The 22,278-nt window shown below is 35.0% G+C and carries 19 protein-coding genes and 1 tRNA gene; 4 read left to right on the forward strand and 16 right to left on the reverse strand.

What is annotated here, in order from left to right; all coding sequences use genetic code 11:
- Positions 1-2: 2 nt before the first annotated feature.
- The 5 genes from plsY to CALHY_RS09835 are packed head-to-tail and all read right to left on the reverse strand — an operon-like array spanning position 3 to position 4,523.
- Positions 3-611 carry a glycerol-3-phosphate 1-O-acyltransferase PlsY gene (plsY, locus tag CALHY_RS09815; RefSeq protein ID WP_013403799.1) on the reverse strand — a complete coding sequence of 203 codons (609 nt, stop codon included), beginning with the start codon at positions 609-611 and terminating at the stop codon, positions 3-5.
- Positions 608-1,930: a ribosome biogenesis GTPase Der gene (gene der / locus CALHY_RS09820; RefSeq protein ID WP_013403800.1), complete on the reverse strand. Its 1,323-nt coding sequence runs from the start codon at positions 1,928-1,930 to the stop codon at positions 608-610. Before der ends, plsY begins: the two co-directional genes overlap by 4 nt.
- Entirely contained in the window at positions 1,927-3,228 is a 1,302-nt protein-coding gene (locus CALHY_RS09825; RefSeq protein ID WP_013403801.1) for a DUF512 domain-containing protein, read from the reverse strand. The genes der and CALHY_RS09825 overlap by 4 nt, the downstream gene beginning before the upstream one ends.
- Positions 3,229-3,252: 24 nt before the next feature.
- The gene (locus CALHY_RS09830) at positions 3,253-4,050 is read right to left on the reverse strand and encodes a dihydropteroate synthase (protein ID WP_013403802.1); all 798 of its coding nucleotides are present in this window, start codon (positions 4,048-4,050) and stop codon (positions 3,253-3,255) included.
- Positions 4,051-4,058: 8 nt separating this feature from the next.
- A complete protein-coding gene (locus tag CALHY_RS09835; RefSeq protein ID WP_013403803.1) occupies positions 4,059-4,523 on the reverse strand; it encodes a DUF402 domain-containing protein in 465 nt (154 codons plus the stop codon).
- Positions 4,524-4,622: 99 nt separating this feature from the next.
- On the opposite strand from CALHY_RS09835, the gene CALHY_RS09840 reads away from it, so the two are divergent.
- Positions 4,623-4,699: transfer RNA gene (locus CALHY_RS09840), tRNA-Pro, on the forward strand.
- Positions 4,700-4,701: 2 nt separating this feature from the next.
- Here the strand turns inward: CALHY_RS09840 and sigK are convergent.
- From sigK to CALHY_RS09870, 6 genes are all read right to left on the reverse strand, one after another.
- Complete coding sequence (gene sigK / locus CALHY_RS09845; RefSeq protein ID WP_274376855.1) at positions 4,702-5,412, reverse strand: RNA polymerase sporulation sigma factor SigK; 711 nt, start codon at positions 5,410-5,412, stop codon at positions 4,702-4,704.
- A gap of 33 nt (positions 5,413-5,445) precedes the next feature.
- Positions 5,446-6,675 carry a peptidase U32 family protein gene (locus tag CALHY_RS09850; RefSeq protein WP_013403805.1) on the reverse strand — a complete coding sequence of 410 codons (1,230 nt, stop codon included), beginning with the start codon at positions 6,673-6,675 and terminating at the stop codon, positions 5,446-5,448.
- Positions 6,676-6,704: 29 nt separating this feature from the next.
- A complete protein-coding gene (locus CALHY_RS09855; protein ID WP_013403806.1) occupies positions 6,705-7,343 on the reverse strand; it encodes an O-methyltransferase in 639 nt (212 codons plus the stop codon).
- Between the two features lie 2 nt (positions 7,344-7,345).
- Entirely contained in the window at positions 7,346-8,353 is a 1,008-nt protein-coding gene (gene mltG / locus CALHY_RS09860; protein ID WP_013403807.1) for an endolytic transglycosylase MltG, read from the reverse strand.
- A gap of 81 nt (positions 8,354-8,434) precedes the next feature.
- On the reverse strand, positions 8,435-10,285 hold the full coding sequence (gene typA / locus CALHY_RS09865; protein WP_013403808.1) for a translational GTPase TypA: 1,851 nt from the start codon (positions 10,283-10,285) through the stop codon (positions 8,435-8,437).
- Positions 10,286-10,595: 310 nt separating this feature from the next.
- Positions 10,596-11,957 (reverse strand): ABC transporter substrate-binding protein, encoded by a 1,362-nt coding sequence (locus CALHY_RS09870; RefSeq protein WP_013403809.1) that lies wholly within the window; start codon positions 11,955-11,957, stop codon positions 10,596-10,598.
- A gap of 170 nt (positions 11,958-12,127) precedes the next feature.
- Here CALHY_RS09870 and CALHY_RS09875 point away from each other — a divergent pair, with 170 nt between their 5' ends.
- Complete coding sequence (locus CALHY_RS09875; protein WP_013402620.1) at positions 12,128-13,558, forward strand: ISNCY-like element ISCahy1 family transposase; 1,431 nt, start codon at positions 12,128-12,130, stop codon at positions 13,556-13,558.
- 297 nt (positions 13,559-13,855) lie between these two features.
- Here CALHY_RS09875 and CALHY_RS09885 read toward each other — a convergent pair whose 3' ends face one another.
- Positions 13,856-14,683 (reverse strand): carbohydrate ABC transporter permease, encoded by an 828-nt coding sequence (locus tag CALHY_RS09885; RefSeq protein ID WP_013403810.1) that lies wholly within the window; start codon positions 14,681-14,683, stop codon positions 13,856-13,858.
- The gene (locus CALHY_RS09890) at positions 14,680-15,609 is read right to left on the reverse strand and encodes a carbohydrate ABC transporter permease (protein ID WP_013403811.1); all 930 of its coding nucleotides are present in this window, start codon (positions 15,607-15,609) and stop codon (positions 14,680-14,682) included. The genes CALHY_RS09885 and CALHY_RS09890 overlap by 4 nt, the downstream gene beginning before the upstream one ends.
- A 219-nt stretch (positions 15,610-15,828) precedes the next feature.
- On the opposite strand from CALHY_RS09890, the gene CALHY_RS09895 reads away from it, so the two are divergent.
- Positions 15,829-16,551 carry a glycerophosphodiester phosphodiesterase gene (locus CALHY_RS09895; protein ID WP_013403812.1) on the forward strand — a complete coding sequence of 241 codons (723 nt, stop codon included), beginning with the start codon at positions 15,829-15,831 and terminating at the stop codon, positions 16,549-16,551.
- Between the two features lie 295 nt (positions 16,552-16,846).
- On the opposite strand, the gene CALHY_RS09900 is transcribed toward CALHY_RS09895, so the two are convergent.
- Together CALHY_RS09900 and CALHY_RS09905 are read right to left on the reverse strand one after the other, a co-directional pair.
- Positions 16,847-17,791, reverse strand: coding sequence for an ISNCY family transposase (locus tag CALHY_RS09900; protein WP_013403813.1), 945 nt, complete (start codon positions 17,789-17,791; stop codon positions 16,847-16,849).
- An 83-nt stretch (positions 17,792-17,874) separates the two neighbouring features.
- The gene (locus CALHY_RS09905; protein ID WP_013403814.1) at positions 17,875-19,023 is read right to left on the reverse strand and encodes a metallophosphoesterase family protein; all 1,149 of its coding nucleotides are present in this window, start codon (positions 19,021-19,023) and stop codon (positions 17,875-17,877) included.
- A 233-nt stretch (positions 19,024-19,256) separates the two neighbouring features.
- Between CALHY_RS09905 and CALHY_RS09910 the strand changes: the two genes are divergently transcribed.
- Positions 19,257-20,903, forward strand: a complete 1,647-nt coding sequence (locus tag CALHY_RS09910) for a bifunctional metallophosphatase/5'-nucleotidase (RefSeq protein WP_013403815.1) — start codon at positions 19,257-19,259, stop codon at positions 20,901-20,903.
- Between the two features lie 121 nt (positions 20,904-21,024).
- On the opposite strand, the gene rpoD is transcribed toward CALHY_RS09910, so the two are convergent.
- Positions 21,025-22,278, reverse strand: a complete 1,254-nt coding sequence (gene rpoD, locus CALHY_RS09915; protein ID WP_013403816.1) for an RNA polymerase sigma factor RpoD — start codon at positions 22,276-22,278, stop codon at positions 21,025-21,027.

Raw genomic sequence — 22,278 nt, forward strand, 5'->3', positions numbered from 1 at the left:
GTTTATTGAAGCTTAACCCTTTCCCCTACCTTTCTTTCTGTGCCATTTAAAAGCCTTTTAATATTTTCTCTGTGTCTTACGATTATAACCACTAAAATAATTAAAGCTAAAAACCAATACTCTCTTTCAAATATCAGAACTGCAAAGAAATACAAAATTGCTCCAACAATCACTGTCAAAGACATGTACCTTTTCAGTAGAAGAACAATAAGCGCTAAAGCAATCACAACAATGGTTATGGTAGGTGTTGCAACAAGCGCAACACCAATTGAAGTTGCCGCTGCCTTTCCTCCCCTGAACCCGAAATAAAGTGGGAAAGTATGCCCCCAAATAACCGCAAATCCAGCTAAAGTAATACCAAGTACAACGTCATCTGGCATTACTATCTTTGCAAACAGGGTTGCAACAACACCTTTTAAAACGTCAATTGCAAAAACCAAAATTGCAGGACCAATTCCAAGAGTCCTCAAAACATTTGTTGTTCCAGGATTTCCACTCCCATACTTTCTAATATCAATACCATTTACCATCTTGCCGATTATGAGGGCTGGAAGAACGCTTCCCAGTAAATAACCCACCGCAAGGACAATCAAAATCTGAAGTGCTTTCATTTGTCCTGTTCCCCTTTCTCTCTAATAAGAAATATTATCGGAACTCCAGTAAAGTCGAAGGTTTTTCTCAAATAATTCTCAATATACCGTTGATATGAAAAATGAAACAGGTCCTTGCTGTTCACAAAAATAGCTATTTTGGGCGGTTTTTCACCCACCTGAGTCATGTAATAGATTTTGAGTTGCTTTCCTTTGTCGCTTGGTGGCTGATAGATTGTGGTTGCTTCTGCTAAAACATCATTTAACTGACCGGTGGTTATTCTTCGTGTATAATTGCCATATACATATAATACTGTCTCAAGCAGCTTCTTGACTCTGAACCCTGTTTTTGCCGAAATAAAAAGTACCGGTGCAAATTTTAGAAAACTGAGCTTTTCTTCTATCTGTTTTTTGTACTCATCTGCAGTTTTTTCATCCTTCTCAACAGCATCCCATTTGTTGACTGCCACAATACAACCTTTCCCAGCCTCATAAGCATATCCTGCAACCTTTGCATCTTGTTCAGAAACATTTTCTGTTCCATCCAGTAAAATTATACAGATATCACTTCTTTCTATTGCCTGAAGAGTTCTCAGCATACTATACCTTTCCACGTTGTCATATATCTTGCTTTTTCGTCTAAGTCCTGCCGTGTCAATCAAAGTTATAGGAATGCCTTCAAATTCGAATGTAGAATCTATCGCATCGCGCGTTGTTCCAGGAATATCGCTCACAATAACCCTTTCCTCACCAAGAATATAATTTACAAGAGAGGACTTTCCTGTGTTTGGCTTCCCTATTATCGCCACCTTTATTGTACCTTCCTCTATTTCATTTATTCCCTCTTTATTTAAATAATTAACAACTGCATCTAAAACATCTCCAACTCCTGTTCCGTGCTCAGCAGACATAGCTATCGGGTCAGAAAGCCCAAGCTCATAAAACTCATATATCATAGCCTGCTGCGAAATATTATCAATCTTATTTACAGCAAGAACAATTGGTTTTTTTGAGGTTCTGAGCATGTTGGCAACTTCTCTGTCTGCATCAGTAAGACCAGTCTTGCCATCAACCATGAAAATAATAACGTCAGACATATCAATTGCAAACTGGGCTTGTCTTCTCATTTGTTTTAATATTATGTCTTCAGAATAGGGTTCAATTCCGCCAGTGTCAATCACATTAAAAGTGATTCCTCTCCATTCTGTCTCACCAATTATCCTGTCACGGGTAATACCCGGTGTGTCATCCACAATTGCCCGTCTTTCGCCAATGAGTCTGTTAAAAAGTGTTGACTTACCCACATTTGGTCTTCCAACTATTGCAACTGTTGGCTTCAATTCCTCTCACCACCTTTCAAAAGGTAATATAAAAGTTTTCTGCCATGATTTTGCACAGGATATACAGGCTTTTTTATTTCTTTGGCAACATCATCTATATGAACATCATCCAAGAATTTATTTTCATGATTGAGAGCACATGCAGGGACCAAAACATAATCCCCAAGTTCTCTGCACTTTAGCTGGCTTATAATATCCTGGCCCGTTAAAAGCCCTGCAACAGTGACATTTTCACCAAAAAAATTATTGACAATAGCCACAACATCAACCTTTATATTTGGGTATTTCTGGTTAAAAGTTTCAATTAGTTCTTTCATAAACTTATATGCTGCCACAGATGTCACAAGAGTTATAAGTTTTTTTAATTTAACATTTGGTTTTAGTTTTTTTAAGCTACTTAAAAACTGTTTTTTAAAAAGGGCAAGAAGACCCACCCCATTTTCAATTTGTCTGAACTCTTCATAAAATCTATAATCAGGTATTTTCTCTTCTGCCTTTACATAAAACTCATCTGAAGCAAATACAAGTTTGGTTCCAAATCTTCTTTCAAACTCTTTTTGCCATTTTGATATCTGCAAAAGAACCTCTTTTGCATCCTCTTTTGAAAAAGGCTCAAGCTCAAAAAGCCCCTCTCTATACTTGGTAAGTCCAACAGGCACAACTGCAATTGACCGAAGGTTTGGATAGAAGTTTGCAAGGCTTGATATGGTCCTGTCAAGATTATCTTTATCGTTGATATTTTTCATCAAAACTATTTGAACATCAAATTCAATGTTGTGGCTTGACAAATATTCAAGTTGCTTTAAAATCAAAGAAGCTTTGGGATTTTTAAGAATAAATTTTCGAAGCTGCGGGTCTGTTGTGTGCACAGAGATTTTCAAAGGGCTCAAGTGAAACTTAACTATTCTCTCAAAATCTTCTGTAGTCAGGTTGGTAAGGGTGATATAGTTACCACTTAAAACCGAAAGAACGGTGTCATCGTCTTTGACATATAAGGTATCTCTCATTCCTTTGGGAAGCTGGTCAATAAAACAAAATATACATTTGTTTGTGCACCTTTTTACATTCTCATATTCAAATTCTATCCCAAGAGGCTTTACTTTTCTATTTATAAGCCCTATTTTTTGGATATTGCCGTCTCTTATATATTCTATTACAAGACTTTCATCCTTGGAGTAATACATATAGTCAAGAAGATCATTAATTTTATTACCATTTATGCTCAAAATCATATCTCCTTCTACGATACCGCATTTATGAGCTAAGCTTTTTTCAGCTACTTTCGAAACCCTTAGCATCTTTTCACCTTTTCATATGCTTTTTTAATCTAAAAAGCCTTCCCGCGCTTTTGTTATATATTCCATACAAAACTCATCCTGCCCAGACAAAGTCTCAGAAGCATAAATGAGCTTCATTAAAACATCGTCAAGAGGGTCAGCAATACAGCTGTTGAGTCCAAAGTAGATTGCAATAGGCAAAAATGCTCTGTTTATCCACCTTCTTTTTGGCAAGCCAAAGGATATATTTGAAAGTCCGCATATGATATTCACATTCTCAAACTCATTCCTCAAAAGCCTGATTGTCTCAAGTACAATATCAACATATCTTTTATCCACAGAAACTGGCTGAACCATCGGGTCCAAAAAAATGTCCTCAAGCAAGATTCCTTCCTTGTCAAATCTGTCAACAAGTCGTTTTGCTATCTCAAGCCTCTCTTTTGGGTCTTCTGGAATGCCACTATCTTCCATCAAAAGTGCAACAACTTTCATGTTGTACTCTTTTATCACGGGCAGAGCTTTGTTTAAGATTCCTTGCTCATATATGACAGAATTGAAAATTGCTCTTTGTCCTTTGTAGACTTTCATAACCTCAGAAATTACCTCTGGTCGTGGACTGTCAATTGAAAGTGGGGTGTCAACTTTGCTTTGAATGCTTTGAACCATCTTTTTTAGTATTTCCGCCTCAAGGTCAACAAACGCCCCAGCGTTTACATCTATATAATGAGCACCTGCTTTTGCCTGCTTTTCTGCAAGGGATACTATGAAATTGTAATCTTCATTTTTTATAGCCTCTGCAACGTTTTTGACTGTTGAATTTATTTTCTCACCAATAATTATCATCTAAGTTTTCACTCCTTTTTCTTAAGATACTCTTCTACCTTGTCCAGTTCAAAGCCATTGTAAATGTCGTTTAAAAGAAAATTTAGCTTGTGAAGCGCATCTAAAACCATCTCTTCAGAGATTTTATTTTCTCTTCTCAGCATTACAAGCTCATCTATGTCCATTATTCTGTAGCTGCCGTCAGGATATACCACAACATCAACAAGCAGATCTTCTGTGACAATCTTTTCTTCATCTTTCCGTGTATTAATGATATCACAATAGGTATAAATTAGTCTATCATCATGTCCATAGACTTTGCTAATTTTTATTCCTTTGTCAAAGTATATGCAAGAAGCTCCCCATTTGATATCCTCTCTTTTTTTGATTGGCAGCCACTTGGTGACCAATACTTGTTCGTCGAGGTAGACAATTTGGTCAGATGAGATATCTATCTCTTCTTCTGGGTAAAATCTTTTTCTTATAAGCCTCAATTTTATTCCCCTTTTTCGATTGATTTTTTTGAAAATTATTATATAATGATAAATAGAGGTTTGTAAACTTCATTTTAAAAAACATATAAAGCAAAAGGTCGGGATGTGGCGCAGTTTGGTAGCGCGCTTGGTTCGGGACCAAGAGGTCGCAGGTTCAAGTCCTGTCATCCCGACCATTTTATATGCCATTATTCAGATTCTGAAGCTCCCCATAGAGTTTTTGAAGTGCCTTTTTCTCTATTCGTGAGACGTATGAGCGGGAGATGCCAAGCAGGTTTGCAACCTCCATCTGTGTTCTTTCTATGCCATTTTTAAGCCCGTATCTGAGCTCAATGATCTTTTTTTCGCGACCTTTTAAAATTTTGTCAAGCTTTTTCAAAAGATTTTTTATCTGGATTTTTAAATCAACCTGCTCGTCTATATCGTCCTGGTCGTTTTGCAAAACGTCCATGAGCGTTATCTCATTTCCGTCCTTGTCGCTGCCAATCGGATTTTCAAGTGAAAGCTGGGACAAAAATTTTTTGTTCTGCCTAAGATACATCAGTATCTCGTTCTCGATACATTTTGCTGCATATGTGGAAAGCTTTGTGCACTTAGCTGTAGAATAAGTCTCAATTGCTTTTATAAGGCCAATTGTCCCAACAGAAATGATATCATCTGTTAAATTTGGGAATGAAAATGTGTATTTTTTTGCTATATGCGCAACAAGACGCAGATTTTTTTCAATGAGAATATTTCGCGCCTCTTTGCAGCCTTCCCACATCTTGTTCAGATACATTTCTTCTTCTTCAGAAGACATCGGTTGGGGGAATGAGCTCTGGTTTTCGATGTAAAACATTGTCAAGAGCCCCGCCACACTTTTTAAGGTCAGCATATAGTTTATGCTCATTCCCCCATTTTGTTGCATGTCCACCATTAATTTTTAATTTTCTACCTTCTTTCTTAGCATTGCAAACTCTACAACAGGCCTGTCGAATTTTATTTTTGTAAGCTGCTGGGCATGAGGAACAACATCTAAGGAATTTCCTTCAAGGTCATAAATTCTATCTATCCTTTGTATAAAATATGTCCCGTTTGGAAGCATAACCTCAACAGTATCTCCTTTGAAAAACCTATTTCTTTGCTCAACCACAGCCCAGCCGTCATTTAGCACCTCTTTGACAATTCCCACAAATTCATATTCTCTAACATATTTGCTTGACTCAAACCTATAGTCGTCATGATCTGGCTTTCCAAAATAAAAGTTTGTTGTGTAACTTCTGTGAGAACACTTTGCAATTTCTTCAAGCCACTCTTTTTCAGGTTCAAAATGTTCAGGGTCTTTTATAAACTTGTCAATTGCTTTTCTGTACACACTTACAACTGTTGCAACGTAGAAACTACTTTTCATTCTCCCTTCAATCTTAAAAGCGTCAATACCTGCAAAAGCAAGCTTGTCAATGTGCTCAACCATGCAAAGGTCTTTTGAGTTAAAAATATACGTGCCATCAACATCTTCAAACACCTCAAAATACTGGCCTGGTCTTTTTTCTTCCATGACATAATATTTATACCTGCACGGATGAGCACACTCGCCTCTGTTTGCGTCTCTGTATGTCATATACGCACTTAGAAAACACCTGCCTGAATATGAAATACAGACCGCTCCATGAACAAAAGCCTCAAGCTCAAGGCTCTCGGGGATATTCTCTCTTATTTCTTTGATTTCATCTAAAGACAGCTCTCTTGCAAGCACAATTCTTTTTGCACCAAGCTCGTACCAAAAACGAGCAGACTCATAGTTTGTTGTATTTGCCTGAGTGCTTATATGAATTGGTATCCCAAGCTTTTTAGCTTTCATGAATATCCCTGGGTCGGACACAATTATTCCGTCAAATTCAAAGTTTTTTATAATGTCAAAAAATTCATCTATTTTCTTAATATCTTCATTCCTTGCGAATATGTTAGCTGTAAGATACACCTTTTTACCATGTTTGTGTGCAAAATCAATGCCTTCTTTCATCTCATCAAAATCAAAATTGCCCGCATATTTTCTAAGTCCAAATTCTTTACCACCAATATACACACTGTCTGCCCCGTACAAAATTGCAGTTTTGAGCTTTTCCAAATCGCCCGCAGGTGCAACAAGCTCAGGCTTTTTTATCTTCATCATCTTCTCAAAAACCTCCACAAACCTTTTTTCTACTTCCTTACGGCTATCAACACTCCATCGCTGATAGGAAGAAGTGTCATTACAAAGTCAGGGTCATCTTCTATCATTTTTATGAACTTGTTCATTCTCTTTGCAATTGTTATCATCCTTCTCTTAAGATATCTTCTTCCCACAACCATTCCCTTAAAAAGCACGTTGTCACATATAAGGAGGCAATTTTTAGCCATCTTCTCCTTGGTAAGGTTGAAATAATCAATGTACTGAGCTTTTGCGGCATCAAAAAATATCATGTCAAACTCACCTTCAATTGCCTCTAAAACCTCTTCCGCCTCACCACCAATAACAACTATTTTGTCCTGTGCACCAAACTCTTTTATATTTTTCTTAGCCTCCATGACCATGTCAAAGTCCATCTCTATTGTAATAATCTTTGCTTCAGGACAGCCAAGGTGCATGGACAGCGTTGAAAATCCCACTGCAGTGCCAATCTCCAATATTCTCTTTGGTTTTTTCAGCATTGAAAGTATCGTTAAAAGGCGCGATACCTCTTTTGAAACTATTGGTATATTTCTCTTTTGAGCCTCCTTTTCAATCTTAGAAAGTCTTGGATCCATATTTGTAAGCTTACTTCTTATAAACTGGTTTAAAATGTCCTGCGATATATCCATTTTTATTTTTTCCCTTCTTCTATTTGTTTTTGAGCCTTCAAATGGTCTTCAAATGTCTTTGAAAATATATGAGTTCCATCCTTTTTGGCAACAAAAAATAGATAATCTGTTTTTGCAGGAGCTAAAGCTGCAAGAAGACTTTTTCTGCCAGGGCTGCAGATAGCAGAAGGCGGCAGTCCTTTTTTTAGGTATGTATTGTACGTAGATTTTATCTTCACATCTTGCAAAGAAAGAACCTCTTTGTGAACAGGTAAGACGTATTCTACCGTTGCACAGCTTTCAAGTTTTATGCCTCTTTGTAACCTGTTTAAAAACACACCAGCAATAATCCCTCTTTCGCTATCTTTTTTTGCCTCTTTTTCAACAATTGAAGCAAGTATAACTGTTTGAATATCATCTAAATTTGTTGTCTTTTTATCCTTTATGCTTTCATACACTTCTAAAAATCTATTTAGCATCATTTTAATAATATCCTTTTCTGAAGTGCCAGGATATACTTCATATGTATCGGGGAACAAAAACCCTTCAAGCTTGTACTTTACTTCTTTTGAACTGTATTTATACTTAAAATTAAAGTCATAACTATTCACAGTTTCCAAAAACTTGTTTTCATCTACAAGTCCAAGACTTTGAAGTTTTTTGGCAATTTGCTCAACTGTAAACCCTTCTGGAATAGTAAACTTAATAGCAACTTTTGGAACAAAACCTTTTTCAAGAGCTCTGCAAAGCTCTCTATATGTCATATCAGACGAAAGTTTGTATTTTCCTGCTGCTAATTTGTAGTTGTTGAGTTTGACATAAAACATAAAAAAGTATGGGTTTCTTATAATCCCATTTTTCTTCAAAATCATAGCAACATCTTTTGTTGACGTATTCTGTGGAATCTCAACCACAGCTTCGATTACTTTTTCTCTTTGAGGTTTGAGTGATACATAAACAAGTGAGACCATTAAGACTAAGAAGAGTAATACAACCAAATAATATTTAAAACTTTTTTGCCATAATCTCATAGTACTATTTACCCCAAAACTTTTCTTTGGTTTTCATGCTCATATTATACCACAATGAAAACCCAAAAAGAAAAAGAGCCGTCAATAAACAGGCTCCTTTTCTTCTTTTTTGATTCTTGCCTCCATCTTCTTTCGCATCTCATGATTTAAAATCTTTTTCCTAAGCCTTAAGCTCTTTGGTGTCACTTCCAAAAGTTCATCCTCTGCCAAAAACTCTATACACTCTTCAAGCGAAAGCTCAACAGGCGGGGTGAGTCTCAAAGCTTCATCAGCTGTTGCTGAGCGCATATTTGTTAGGTGTTTTTTCTTGCAAACATTCACAACAATATCTTCTGGGCGCGAACTTTCACCAACAATCATACCTTCATACACCTGAGTTCCTGGGCCAATGAAAAGCCGACCTCTCTCCTGGGCATTGTAAAGACCATATGTTACAGCCTCTCCAGTTTCAAAAGCTATAAGTGCTCCTCTGTTTCTTTCTGGAATATCACCAGCATGTGGCATATAGTCATAAAACACATGGTTCATAATGCCATTACCCTTGGTATCTGTCAAAAACTCAGACCTAAAACCTATAAGTCCTCTTGCAGGTATTATAAACTCAAGGCGCATAAATCCATCGTTTAAGATAGTCATATTTTGAAGCTGTGCCCTTCGCGGACCCAATTTTTCCATGACAGTGCCCATAAACTCTTCTGGAACATCAATTATCAAATATTCATACGGCTCATAAAGCTCACCATTTACAATCTTTGTTATAACCTGCGGCTTTGAAACCTGAAACTCATAGCCCTCTCTTCTCATAGTCTCAATTAAGATTGCAAGGTGAAGCTCCCCTCTTCCTGACACCTTAAATGAATCGGGTGAGTCGGTCTCCTCAACTTTCAATCCTACATTTCTCTCAAGCTCCTTAAAAAGGCGCTCTCGTAAGTGCCTTGATGTTACATACTCACCTTCTTTTCCTGCAAAAGGTGAGTCGTTTGTTGAAAATATCATGGAGATTGTTGGCTCATCAATCTTGACAAACTCCAAAGGTTCTGGATTTTCCACATCTGCCACTGTCTGCCCAATGTTTATTCCTTCAATTCCTGCAATTGCAATGATATCACCAAATTTTGCATCAAAACACTCAACTCTTTTGAGCCCCTCAAACTGGTAAAGCTTTGTAACCCTTGTCTTTTGTAGCACACCTTCTTCTTTTGTGCAAACTGCAACCTGCTGACCAACCTTTACACTTCCTCTTACAACCTTACCAATTGCAATCCTTCCCAAGTAGTTGTCATAGTCGATTGATGTCACAATCATTTGAAAAGGTGCATCAATATACCCAGAGGGGGCGGGGATATTTTTTACTATCATCTCAAAAAGTGGCTCTAAATTTTTGCTCTCATCATCCAAATCAAACTTGGCAATCCCCTCTTTTGCTGATGCAAAAACATATGGAAAGTCAAGCTGGTCTTCGTCTGCTCCAAGTTCAATAAACAGGTCCAAAACCTTGTCCAAAACCTCATATGGCCTTGCAAAAGGCCTGTCAATTTTATTTATAACAACAATTGGTTTGAGCTTAAGCTGAAGGGCTTTTCTTAAAACAAACTTTGTCTGGGGCATCGGACCTTCATAGGCATCTACAACCAAAAGCACACCATCTGCCATGACAAGCGACCTTTCAACTTCACTTCCAAAGTCTGCATGGCCCGGTGTGTCTATGATATTTATCTTTATGCCTTTGTATATAACGGCAGTGTTTTTTGCCATTATGGTAATTCCTTTTTCTCTTTCAAGCTGGTTTGAATCTAAAACTCTTTCTTCAACCACTTGATTTTCACGGAATATTCCACTTTGTTTTAGCATGCTATCTACAAGGGTTGTTTTACCATGGTCAACATGGGCAATTATAGCAACGTTTCTGATGTCGTCTCTTTGGGTTAGCATTTTGGTGTTTTAGAAGCCTCCTTTGAAAGTTTAATAGGGAGCTTTATTAATTTTAAAATAATCTGCTTTTTAAAGTCAAGGAAATTAGAAAGTTTGATATTGAATAGGGTGAAAATATCTACCGCAGTGAAAAGTTTTATAATAATACTAAATAGAAAAAACTTGAATAAGAAGAAAATATTATCGCTTTCTTGATTTTAATACAAATGTAGCCCTTGCGTGAAGAAACATCAATGAACATTTACGCAAGGGCTAATAATAATTACAATTAAGATATAGTATCATCATTATTATTTCCTATTTCCTAAATTTAATATCCAAAAATTTGGTTATAATCTTTTATAGCTTTATTTATCTTTTCTTCTGCTTCTTTTAACGCTTTATCAATAGAATAGTTTTTTACGATTACTTTTTCTATACTCTCTTCAATAATCTGACGCGCTTCTGGAAACACACCGATCAAAGCACCACGAGTTGCATAATTTATAGGAGTCGCATGTAGTTGGTCGATCGCAGTTTTGAACTGAGGAAATTTCTTCAAATGTTCATTCATTTCTTTTAACGAATAGACTCCTCTATTTATTGGGAAATATCCAGTATTTCGATGCCAATATAACTGAGATGTTGTTGATACTAAAAATTTTACAAAATCCCACGCTGATTTTTGATATAGATCTTCCCGATTTTTCAAAATCCATAGTGAAGCACCACCTATTATTACTCCACCATTTTTAGTATTATTTAAAGCTGGAATAAAGCCTGTCCCTACTTCAAATTTCTTTCCTGCCCCGTCTAATATAGTTTTTAATGAAGCAGTAGAAGCAACTATCATACATGTCTTACCTGAGATAAAAGCATTGATAGTGTCATCATAGTTGCGCCCAAAATTTCCTGCTACTCCTTTATCAATTAGCCTTTTCCACCATCTTAAAATATTTTTTCCTGCTTCACTATTAAATACTACCTTTGTTGCCCTCTTTTCTCTTCCATTCCCATTGTTCACATATAAAGCTCCTTGCTTTGCTAACAACTGTTCAAAATACCAACCATAAATAGCCATTGAAAAGCCATACCGTATTACTTTGCCTTTTTCATCTTTTTTTAGAAGTTTCATCCCATATGTTTCGACATCATTAAAAGTTTTCGGAGGTTTGTTAGGATCAAGGTTTACTTCTCTAAAAGCTGTTTTATTGTAATAAAGGATAGGAGTTGAAGAGTTAAACGGCATTGACCACAACGTATTTTCTACTGTATAATATGCCAAAAGATTGGGTTCAATTTGTTTTAGATTAAACCTATCTGCGTCTACAAATTTTTGCATTGGAACGACCCAACCACTATCTAACATAAATCGTGTTCCAATCTCATAAACCTGAACAATATCAGGACCTCTTTTTGCAGCCTGGGATGTTTTCAATTTTGTAATCATGTCATCATAGGAACCTTGATATTGGGCTACAACTTTCACATTTTTTTTCTTTAAGTTATATTCATCCACTAAATGTTGAAGCGTTTTGCCTAAATTGCTTCCCATCGAATGCCAAAATATTATTTGGCCGGGGGATGAAGATTTAGAATACACAGGTTTAAAATTAAATACCAGAAGATTTACTATCATGAGTATAGACATTACAGCAAAAAAACAAGATTTAAGCTTTTTATTCCAACTCATTTTCAATTACCTCCCTATTCATTTTTGAAATAAGTAGCCTTTTGCAAAAACGCTCAAGATGAGCGTTATCAAGCTTTACATAGAATCAAAAAAGACTGGTCACCCTCCTCATAATTGTAGTAAAATATGATTATATAAAACAAATTTTCTACTATGAGGAGGGTTCCAAAATGTTCAACACCAAACCTAAACAACTTTCTTTCATAGACCTATTCTCCCACCTAAAGGCTTTGGCTCTCTACAAGCCTGAAAGCCTCTTGGGCTTGTTCAATAAATTCATTGACTTGTCACATTATATACCTTCTTCTTTCTACAATGCCTACTACAAATATTTCGGTAAGCATAGATACTTCTCTTTAGAATCTATGCTTTGTTGCTTCCTCGTCCAAAAATTGCTCAAACTCAATACTTTAACTCAGCTTCGTGCTGTCTTACTCAACTCATTCGAACTTCGCTCATTTTGTAATCTTCATGGCAATGTCCCTTCTATCTCTACTCTCTCTCGCTTTAGAAAAATATTTGCAAGTGAAATCCATAAACTTTTTCAAAATATCTCTATCCATGCACATAATATTTCCATCCAACAATGCCCTCAAGATTCTTCAATCTTAATCTTCGACACAACAGGTATTGTCCCAAAGGTTCGTGAAAACAATCCTAAATTCATTCATCTACTGCTGAAAAATACCTCAAAAGCTAACCCTGAACTTCCCTCTGAAAAAGTCTACTCTCTCGTTTATTCTTCTTTGCCTAAAACTGCTAACGCTAATTCTAACATCCGTCTTATGTTTGTAAATGGCCATTTCTGCTGGGCTTTAAAATTTGCAGTCATTACCAACGCTCTCGGTATCCCTTTAGCTTTAGTACCTCTGTTTAACTATGATTCCCCTTCCTCTGACCCACAAGAAGCAAAAGCTATCTCCGACTCTAAAGGTTTAATTCCTTCGCTCGAAACTTTATTCTCTTATATCCCCAAAAATTTCTCCACTTTCATCGCCGACAGTGCTTTGGATTCCCACAACATATACTCCACTTTAAAAAATACCTTTAACTTCTCCAAAATCGTTATTCCACTAAATACAAGAGCTTCTAAAAATACTACACCTACATCAGACCCCAATATCGTTATTTCTGAAGATGGTATCCCTATCTGCAAAAAGTTCAACAAACCTTTTAAACCCGAAGGCAAATGTCAGGGTAAAAATCGCTCTTTGCGCCTTAAATGGACTTGCCCTATGTCACAATACAAAGATGGCAAACGCATCTGCTCTTGCCCTCAGCCTTGTACTACCTCTAAATCGGGTAGAATGTTCTATACATACCCAGATAACTTTCGCTCTTTCCCAGGTATCAACAGAAATTCACAAGAGTTTTTTGACCTCTACAAAAAACGTGTCGCTGTAGAGCAGACTATTTACCACCTGAAATCCTACATGGGCTCTGATACTATCTCTACTTATGACCATATTTCTATTTTCTCTGATTTCTTGCTATCTGCCATTACTTTCTCGCTCTTGTTTATTCTCGCTCACAATATCAAACTCTATTGCTCTAAATTGACTATCAAAAAACTTAACAAGCTCAAAAAACTTATCGCTTAATACTACTATTTTTTAAATCTATTTCTTACAAAAAATTTCTGGTTTTGTTTTTACTTAACCTTCTAAAACAAGGAGTTAAGAAGGCTTAGGATATTATTGTCTTTTTTGAAGTTGTTAATTTTTGTCATATGTTTGTTGCTGATTATTTTTGTTGGTATTGATAATATTTGGTTTTCACTTCTCTTTTCTTTTTGTATCTTGATTGTATTTCATGTTAGTATTGGTGCCTTTTACCTTCAATCACCACCTATTTTGCAAACGCCTACATTTTTGAAATAAGAAAAATTTCTCCAATTATTAACTCTTTAAAGCACCTGCTGTCAGTCCTTTGATAAGTTGATCATGCCCAATGATAAAAATTAGTAAAGTTGGTAGTATTACTACTATCACTCCAGCTGCAATTAAACCTATGTTCTGTTGTTCTGCCGCTTGCAGCATACTTATTCCTATTTGTACAGTTCTTATTTCATCCTTGTCAGTTACTAAAAGCGGCCACATATATTGATTCCAAACACTTACGAATGAATATATCATAAATGATCCTATTGCCGGCTTTGAAAGGGGTACTAAGATTTTAAAAAGATAATCAAAATTGGAGCATCCTTCTACTTTAGCAGCTTCATAAAATTCAAATGGTATGGTCTTAAAATACTGTCTTATAAAAAATATTCCAAAAGCTGAAACACTGTTGGGAAGAATTAAGGCAGCATAGGTATTTAAAAGTCCCATTTGGCGAATTATCAAATAATTACCAATAAAAATTGTCTGAGCGGGCATCATTACGGTAGATAAAATCACAAGAAAAAGAAAATCTTTTATCTTATATTTGTAAAATGAAAGTGCAAAAGCACATGTACACGCCAATGCTACTTGTAAAAATGTAGATGAAACAGATACTAACAAACTGTTAATAATAAACCTCACCAAAGGAGTTAGAACGAATACTGATCTGTAGTTCTCCAAAGTAATACTCTTAAAAGAGAACCGAGGAGGATAAGAAAGTATATTAGCCACCGGTTGAAGACTCATGTAAAAAATATACACTATAGGAAAGCAAATAAAACCTGTTATAAAGACATTTGTTGCCAAAAGTTGTATATCCTTTACCTTCATTTTTCTTTTCATTGGTAAAACACCTTCTTTTCCAGTACTTTAAACTGAATAATGGTAAGCAATAGTAACAACACAAACAATATAATAGATTCAGCACATGCTTGAGCAAATTTAAAATTGAAAAAGGCATCTTGATATATTAGATACACTAAAAATTTTGTCGAATTTACTGGACCGCCTCTTGTTAATATATGAACTACCGTAAATTGCTGAAATGAGTCTATTACATTTATAACAAGAGTAAAAAACAGCGATGGTGTAAGGAGGGGTAAAACAATTTTTGTTAACTTTTTCGCAAAATTTGCTCCATCAATTTCTGCAACCTCATATAACTCTTGAGGAATATTCTGAAGTCCTGCAAGTAAAAACAGAAAATTAAAGGGAATGTTCTGCCATGCATTTATTAATACTATAGAGTATAGAGCTACTTTGGGGTCTGTCAACCACTCAATTTTGGAAAAGCAAAATGATTCTAACACATAGTTAATAATGCTTACAGTGGGATTAAATAAAATTCCCCACACAATAGCAGCTGAAGCTGATGAAAGAGAAATAGGTAACGTGAAGGAGATTTTAAAAAACTTCTTGAAATATTTGTTGTTATCAACGCTTAATGCTAATACTAAACCTCCAACAATAGAGAACATTGTATTAACTACAACATACTTTGATGTAACTAAAAGACTATTTAAAAAATCCGGAGAGGTAAGTAAATTAATATAGTTTGCAAATCCTACAAACTTCTTTACATTAGCATTAAAGTCAGTAATACAAAAACTTGTGTACAACGTTTTTAAAAATGGTAAAAATACAAAACTCGTCAATAAAATAAAAGTAGGAGATACTAAGAGAACAAATTCCCAAATTTCTTTCATGGATCTTTTCCTTCGCTTTTTTACTTTAATCCCTACCAACTCTTTCTCATATGCATATTCCATCTCACTCTGGTTTTTCCCCCTTCGTAAATTTTCTGATATTAATTTACTACATCCTCTTTAAATTATTATTAAGAAGCTGTTAAGTCTTTGTTAAATATTGTACCAAATATTTACTTAATCTAAATTTAACAATATTTAAACTTCTATTTAACATACGTAAAGTATGATTGAAACAAGGTAAATTACTTTTCTATCCAAAATTCAAAGGAGGCATATAAAATGCAGATATTTGCTCATCGAGGAGCAAGCGCATATTTCCCCGAAAATACTCTCGTTGCTTTTGAAAAGGCAAAGGAAATGGGAGCAACAGGAATTGAAACAGACGTCCAAGTAACGAAAGATGGTGTACTTGTTCTAATTCATGACGAAAAAGTCGATAGAACAACTGATGGAGTTGGATATGTAAAAGATCTTACGTTTGCTGAAATTCAAAAACTTAATGCAGGATACTATATGAAATACTCTTCATGTAAAATTCCAACAGTGGAAGAAGCTTTAGAATTAGCTAAAAATCAAAATCTTGTTATTAATTTTGAGTTAAAAGAATCTTGCTTAGCTTTTTTAAATACAGAAGAAAAACTTATAAACACTATACATAAATATGATGTGAAGGAAAATGTCATTATTTCAAGCTTTCACTTATCATCTCTTATAAGGTGCAGGAGTATTGACCCCCAAATCAAACTCGCATATTTGACAACAAAAGTTTTAAAGCTTGGTTCTCTTAAATCACTCGGCATCGAAATTGTACATCCAAATTATTTTATTACCACTCGGAAATTTGTCTCACATCTTAAACAACAAAACTTTAGAATCAATGTATTTACAGTTAATAAAAAGAAATATGTTGAAAGATTGCTGAAATTAGGTGTTGATGGGCTTATAACAGATGTACCAGATATTGTTATAGAGACTATAAAAAACTTTAAAGGATATACATAAACTGTTGAATAACTTAAGAGGAGCTAAAATTTTTATCTAATCGCTCAGATGAAGATAAAGAAAATCTGGAATAGAACTGATGGATAAACTCAAATATTAAGGAGTCAATCTGGAAAACTAAGAGTTATGATATCGCTATTACCCATTACACCCGTGATTGCAAAAGCAAAAGTGGGTTGTCACCTCTTTTGTTATGTGACAACCCTTTCGTGTTTTTATAGAAACTGTTTATTTTATTATATCTTTAGGTTGTTGAATAAAAAATATTACCAACAATACATAAAATAAACAAAAGTTATTGATTCCATTCATAAGCGAAAGAAAACTTCTTACCTTCTAACTTTCTAAGAAGTTGCTCAAATAGAAAAGTAATTAGTATCCAATCAATATACCTTTTATAATTTCTAAATCCCTTGAGCCTCACATTCTCAAGATTATATTCACCTTTTAATTTGCTAAATAGTCTTTCAATCTTTGTTCTCTGTTTGTATAGCTTTTTACCCTCTTCAGTTTCTAAAAATCTTATGTTCTTGCTTCTAAAAACATTCTTAACATTGTTTTTATCTTTCATGTTTCTTTTGTTTATCCCAGCAACAAATTTAACTTTAAGCTCATTTGCTATATTAAACCATCTGCTACAATCGTATCCCGCATCTGCTAATACAATCTCACAGTTATAACCCCATGCCCTATACAAAAGCTCTTCTTGTCTTGAGTCATGTTCATTTGCCCCTGTTAAAATCCAGAAAAGTGGTATTACTTCTTCTTTACCTGTACACAAAAGATGTAATTTGTATCCCCTGAAAAATCCTATTGTAATATGTATACCTATTTTTGCTTCTGAATCATTTTTGGCACTTCTCAGCGGCGTAGAGTCTACTATCGCTATACTCATATCAGGTTCTATCTTAGCTATTAATATGTCTTTTATATCTTGCATGTATTCTTTTTCTATTTTTCTTGACAACTTTGCAAAATATGAATAGTCCGGACTTTCTTCTATACCTACTACTTGCTTAAACTCTGTGTCTTGATTTATTCGATATTCTAATTCTCTGAAACTCTTTACCCCCTTTTTAACTTTATAAACCAAACAAGCTATTATCTGAAACAGATTAAATTTCCTCGGTCGTCCCCTTCTATTTTGCTTTATCTTCCTCGATAAAACTTCAGTAACCTTTTTTATTACAAAAAGCAGCTTTAAAAATTTCTTATTTTGTGCTTTAATATTCTTAGTCATCTTTTTCCCCCTTGTGTTTTGTTGTGGTTTTCTCTTAAATTAAAATTATAACACAAGGGGGCTTTTTTCTTTTGTCACTATGTTTACTCTATATGGTTATATCTTTTATTCAACAACCTCATTATATCTTTTAAACGTGTCAAAGAAACAAAACCTTTTTGAAAACTTGGACCTTCAAGCTCCTCTAATAAAGAACTATCACCAGAAGGTGTGTTTGGATGAGCACTCCAGCGAGGCCAGGTATTAATGTTAGTATTAAGCGCATTTTTCCTCGCTTCTTCCCATACCTTTTGGTCACAAGGCACATCTTTTGTTGTATAAGTTAACTTCCAATCCTTTATTTCAAAAATAGTATAACGCATAGGATACGTAACTGTAGAAGCGCAAGTAAAATATGCGATACTCTTTTCCATCTTATAGCGCGTACTGATGTGTCGATGACCTGATAACACTACGGCTACTTGAGGGAATTTTTCTAATACTTCTCGAACCTGTTTGCTATTATACAATACAAACTTATTAAAATTATTTTCACCTGTTTCTTCTGCTTTAGTGTATGGAAGAAGTTGATGATGAAGCATTACTATTGTAAACTTACTTTTGTTATTCTGAAGGTCTTTCTCTAAAAATTTAAGTTGTTTGTTATCAATATAGCCTCCCCAATCACCAATCATTGTGGAATCAAGACCAATCAGGTGAACTCCTGGTAATGGATCTAAACTCCACCAACGGTTGGGTCCACTAAAACCGTGTCCTTGAAAAGTCCAAATCATTGTACTACGGGTTACCGAAGGTCCCATATTTTTGAGATGTGAATCAACCACACTTACATCATGATTTCCCAATACAACATAATATGGTACTTGTAACCTATCCAAAATTTCTTTAACTTTGTCAACATTCCATGGCTCCGCGTCTTTTGTGAGATCTCCCAGTACACAAACAAATTTAATATCCTGAATTTTGTTTATTTCCTTAACAGTGCTTTCCAGTAAACTTACAGAATCTTTAAACATTTTAACTTCGTTAGTAGGAGACTTGCTACTTTTAAACACTGAAATATGGGGGTCAGAAATAACAGCAAACTTAAAATTTAATGTTTTTTTAGAAATACTTGATAATCTTTGTAATTTCTCAGACCTTGCAACTCCTTTTATATGGATGATATAAAAAGTTAAAAACAAAAGTAAGCATATACTTATTACACTTAGAAGTAATTTTCTTAACCTCACAACCCTGCACCTCCTCCTCTCTTTTTATTACGGCATATATTATATTGGTGTTTCTTTAAATTTAATTAAATTACACGTTAAATCTTTGTTAAGAATTTATCTAATACAATAACTGTATTATATTACAAAAAAGACCGGATTTTTAAACTTATTTTTACATTAATTTAATGCCAAATTAACAAAAAAGTTATATAGTATTAGTTAAAAGAAACTTTACGAAAGGAGAGAAAAAGATGAAAAAGAAAAATGTATGTATATTGAAACTCCTACTTATACTTATTACAATGTTATCAGTTATTTTAACGTATATTCCTATATCTTCTGCCGTTTCTACGAAAATAATAGACATTGTAGAAATAACTGATTTACACGGCTATTTATATAATACTGTCAAAATGCAAGATGGGAGTACTCTCAAACAGCAGATTGGAGCTATTTTGGCCAACGAAATTAAAAAGATAAAAAATAGTAATCCAAACACAATAATCTTAGCAGCAGGCGACATGTTTCAAGGAACTCCGGTTTCAAATATACTAAAAGGTAAACCAGTTATAGATATGATGAAAAATATTGGATTTGATGCCATGACTATAGGTAATCATGAATATGATTGGGGTATTGATGCAGTAATCGACATAAAAAGAAAGACTCTCAAAAATTCTAATATACCAGTTTTGGGTGCTAATATATATGACAAAAATACTAAAAAGATTGTAGATTACTGTCAACCTTACATCGTAATCAATAAAGGTAATATAAAAATTGGGATTATAGGAGTAGTTGACAATAAAGAATTCCCTAACATTATATTGCCGGCTTATATCAAAAACGTTGAATTTAAAGACCCTGTATTTATAGTAAACAACCTCGCAAGAAAATTGAGAAGTGAAGGAGTTAAAATAATTATAGTACTTGCTCATATGGGTGGCTATATGAATAACAATGTTTTAACAGGTAACATTGCTGAATTTGCTAAAAATGTAAAAGGAGTAGATATCATTCTTGGAGGGCATACTCATTCAATTGTAAATACGAAAGTCAATGGTATTCCTGTTTGTGTTGCTAATTGTCAAGGCAAGGGATATATTCGCATAAAGCTAAAATTAGAAAATGGTATACCTAAGATACTGTCGCAAGACTATGTTGATATAACTCCTTTATTTAACATTAGCAATCCCCCTATAGATAAAGAAGTTTTAGAAATTATCGAAAAAGCAGACAAACAAGTGGGTCAGCAGTTTAGCAAGGTCATTGGAACAGCAGTGGCAGATATAACTCGTGAACAGAGAGCAAAGCCATATGGTGACTCTGCTTTAGGAAACTGGGCTGCAGATGCCATCAGAGAATTTGCTCACACAGATTTTGCATTTACAAATAATGGAGGATTAAGAATTGACCTCAAAAAAGGACCTATTACTCTTGGCGATATTTACCAATTAATGCCTTTTGATAATACTATCGTTATACTTAAAATGAAAGGAAGTCAGATCAAAACTATATTAGAAGAAGCAGTGCAAGATAATGGAAAAGGAATTCAGGTATCTGGATTAACATTCAAATATGATATGAAAAAACCATCCATGAATAGGGTTTATGATATGAAAATGTCAAATGGAACACCTATTGAAATGGATAAAGTATATACTGTTGCTACAAACAATTTTATGGCAACTGGGGGTGATGGATTTAAGGGTTTCACAGACCCTTCAGTTGCAAAAACTTATACTGATACTTATAAACTTTTGAGAGACGTTTTTATTGAGAAGATCCAAAAACAAAAAGAATTAAAACCATCACTTGAGCGACGAATATTCTCCTCCGATGAGATATCTTCAAGCTTGCATGAGTATTTAAATGAATCTATGCTGATTATGAAATAAATTTTGAACTATTTGGACCAAACCGAAAGAGGGACTGGTTTAAAAAACCAGTCCCTCTTAAAATTCTATCACTTTTACCAAGGAACAACAAATATTTATACCATGTAATCCCCTTTCACTATTACTCCAAAAAATCCTTAAGTTTCTTACTCCTGCTCGGATGTCTGAGTTTTCTCAAAGCCTTTGCCTCAATTTGACGAATTCTTTCACGTGTCACGTTGAATTCCTTGCCAACCTCTTCTAAGGTGCGGGCCCTGCCATCTTCAAGGCCAAATCGGAGCTTTAAAACCTTCTTTTCTCTTTCGTTCAAAGAATCCAAAACCTCTAAAAGCTGCTCTTTGAGCATTGAATATGCAGCTGCTTCAGATGGTGCAAGAGCATCATCATCAGGGATAAAGTCACCCAAGTGGCTGTCTTCTTCCTCACCGATTGGTGTCTCCAATGAAACGGGCTCTTGAGCAATTTTAAGAATTTCTCTTACCTTTTCAACAGGCATGTTCATCTCTTTTGCTATCTCTTCAGGTGTTGGTTCTCTTCCCTTTTCCTGTAAAAGCTGACGTGATACCCTTACAAGCTTGTTTATTGTCTCAACCATGTGAACAGGAATTCTTATAGTTCTTGCTTGGTCAGCTATAGCCCTTGTGATTGCCTGGCGAATCCACCATGTTGCATATGTTGAAAATTTATAACCCTTTCTGTAGTCAAACTTCTCAACTGCTTTTAAAAGTCCTAAATTTCCTTCCTGGATGAGGTCCAAAAACAACATTCCACGTCCAACATACCTTTTTGCAATACTTACAACAAGCCTTAAGTTTGCTTCTGCAAGCCTCTTTTTTGCCTCTTCATCGCCCTGTTCAATCCTCTTTGCAAGTTCAATCTCCTCTTCAGGGGTCAAAAGTGGAATCTTGCCAATTTCCTTCAAATACATCCTAACAGGGTCATCTATAGCAATACCTTCAGGTAGATTTTCCAAGTCGTCTTTTAAGAGCTCCTCCTCTGATACTCTGTCGTCAACCACGTCAATTCCCATGCTCTCTAAGGTATCATATATATTTTCAACCTGGCTTGCATCAAGTTCTACCTTGTCAAGAATCTCCTGTATTTCAGAATATGTCAGAAAACCTTTGCTCTGACCAAGAGATATAAGTTCTCTGACCTTCTCTCTTATAAGACTCTTTTTTTCTTCGCTCATTTTCTTACCTTCCGATTTGTTTTCTGTGCTCTTTTTAGCAGGCTGTTTTTCTTGATTTTCATTTTTCTGTGATGCAAGCAATTGTTTTTCAACCTCTTGCTGCTGTTCGCTTCCAGTCTCTTTATTTATATTTTGGTCATTGAGGTTTTTCACCTCATTGTTTTCCATGTTCTGCTCTGTCAT

This window comes from Caldicellulosiruptor hydrothermalis 108 (assembly GCF_000166355.1).
Taxonomy (GTDB): Bacteria; Bacillota; Thermoanaerobacteria; order Caldicellulosiruptorales; family Caldicellulosiruptoraceae; genus Caldicellulosiruptor; species Caldicellulosiruptor hydrothermalis.

Coding starts and splice junctions, on each gene's coding strand:
- plsY (WP_013403799.1), bottom strand. CDS start 611: ATGAAAGCACTTCAGATTTTGATTGTCCTTGCGGTGGGTTATTTACTG.
- CALHY_RS09825 (WP_013403801.1), bottom strand. CDS start 3,228: ATGCTAAGGGTTTCGAAAGTAGCTGAAAAAAGCTTAGCTCATAAATGC.
- CALHY_RS09830 (WP_013403802.1), bottom strand. CDS start 4,050: ATGATAATTATTGGTGAGAAAATAAATTCAACAGTCAAAAACGTTGCA.
- sigK (WP_274376855.1), bottom strand. CDS start 5,412: ATGAGCATAAACTATATGCTGACCTTAAAAAGTGTGGCGGGGCTCTTG.
- CALHY_RS09850 (WP_013403805.1), bottom strand. CDS start 6,675: ATGATGAAGATAAAAAAGCCTGAGCTTGTTGCACCTGCGGGCGATTTG.
- CALHY_RS09855 (WP_013403806.1), bottom strand. CDS start 7,343: ATGGATATATCGCAGGACATTTTAAACCAGTTTATAAGAAGTAAGCTT.
- mltG (WP_013403807.1), bottom strand. CDS start 8,353: ATGAGATTATGGCAAAAAAGTTTTAAATATTATTTGGTTGTATTACTC.
- typA (WP_013403808.1), bottom strand. CDS start 10,285: ATGCTAACCCAAAGAGACGACATCAGAAACGTTGCTATAATTGCCCAT.
- CALHY_RS09870 (WP_013403809.1), bottom strand. CDS start 11,957: ATGAGTTGGAATAAAAAGCTTAAATCTTGTTTTTTTGCTGTAATGTCT.
- CALHY_RS09875 (WP_013402620.1), top strand. CDS start 12,128: ATGTTCAACACCAAACCTAAACAACTTTCTTTCATAGACCTATTCTCC.
- CALHY_RS09885 (WP_013403810.1), bottom strand. CDS start 14,683: ATGAAAAGAAAAATGAAGGTAAAGGATATACAACTTTTGGCAACAAAT.
- CALHY_RS09890 (WP_013403811.1), bottom strand. CDS start 15,609: ATGGAATATGCATATGAGAAAGAGTTGGTAGGGATTAAAGTAAAAAAG.
- CALHY_RS09895 (WP_013403812.1), top strand. CDS start 15,829: ATGCAGATATTTGCTCATCGAGGAGCAAGCGCATATTTCCCCGAAAAT.
- CALHY_RS09900 (WP_013403813.1), bottom strand. CDS start 17,791: ATGACTAAGAATATTAAAGCACAAAATAAGAAATTTTTAAAGCTGCTT.
- CALHY_RS09910 (WP_013403815.1), top strand. CDS start 19,257: ATGAAAAAGAAAAATGTATGTATATTGAAACTCCTACTTATACTTATT.
- rpoD (WP_013403816.1), bottom strand. CDS start 22,278: ATGACAGAGCAGAACATGGAAAACAATGAGGTGAAAAACCTCAATGAC.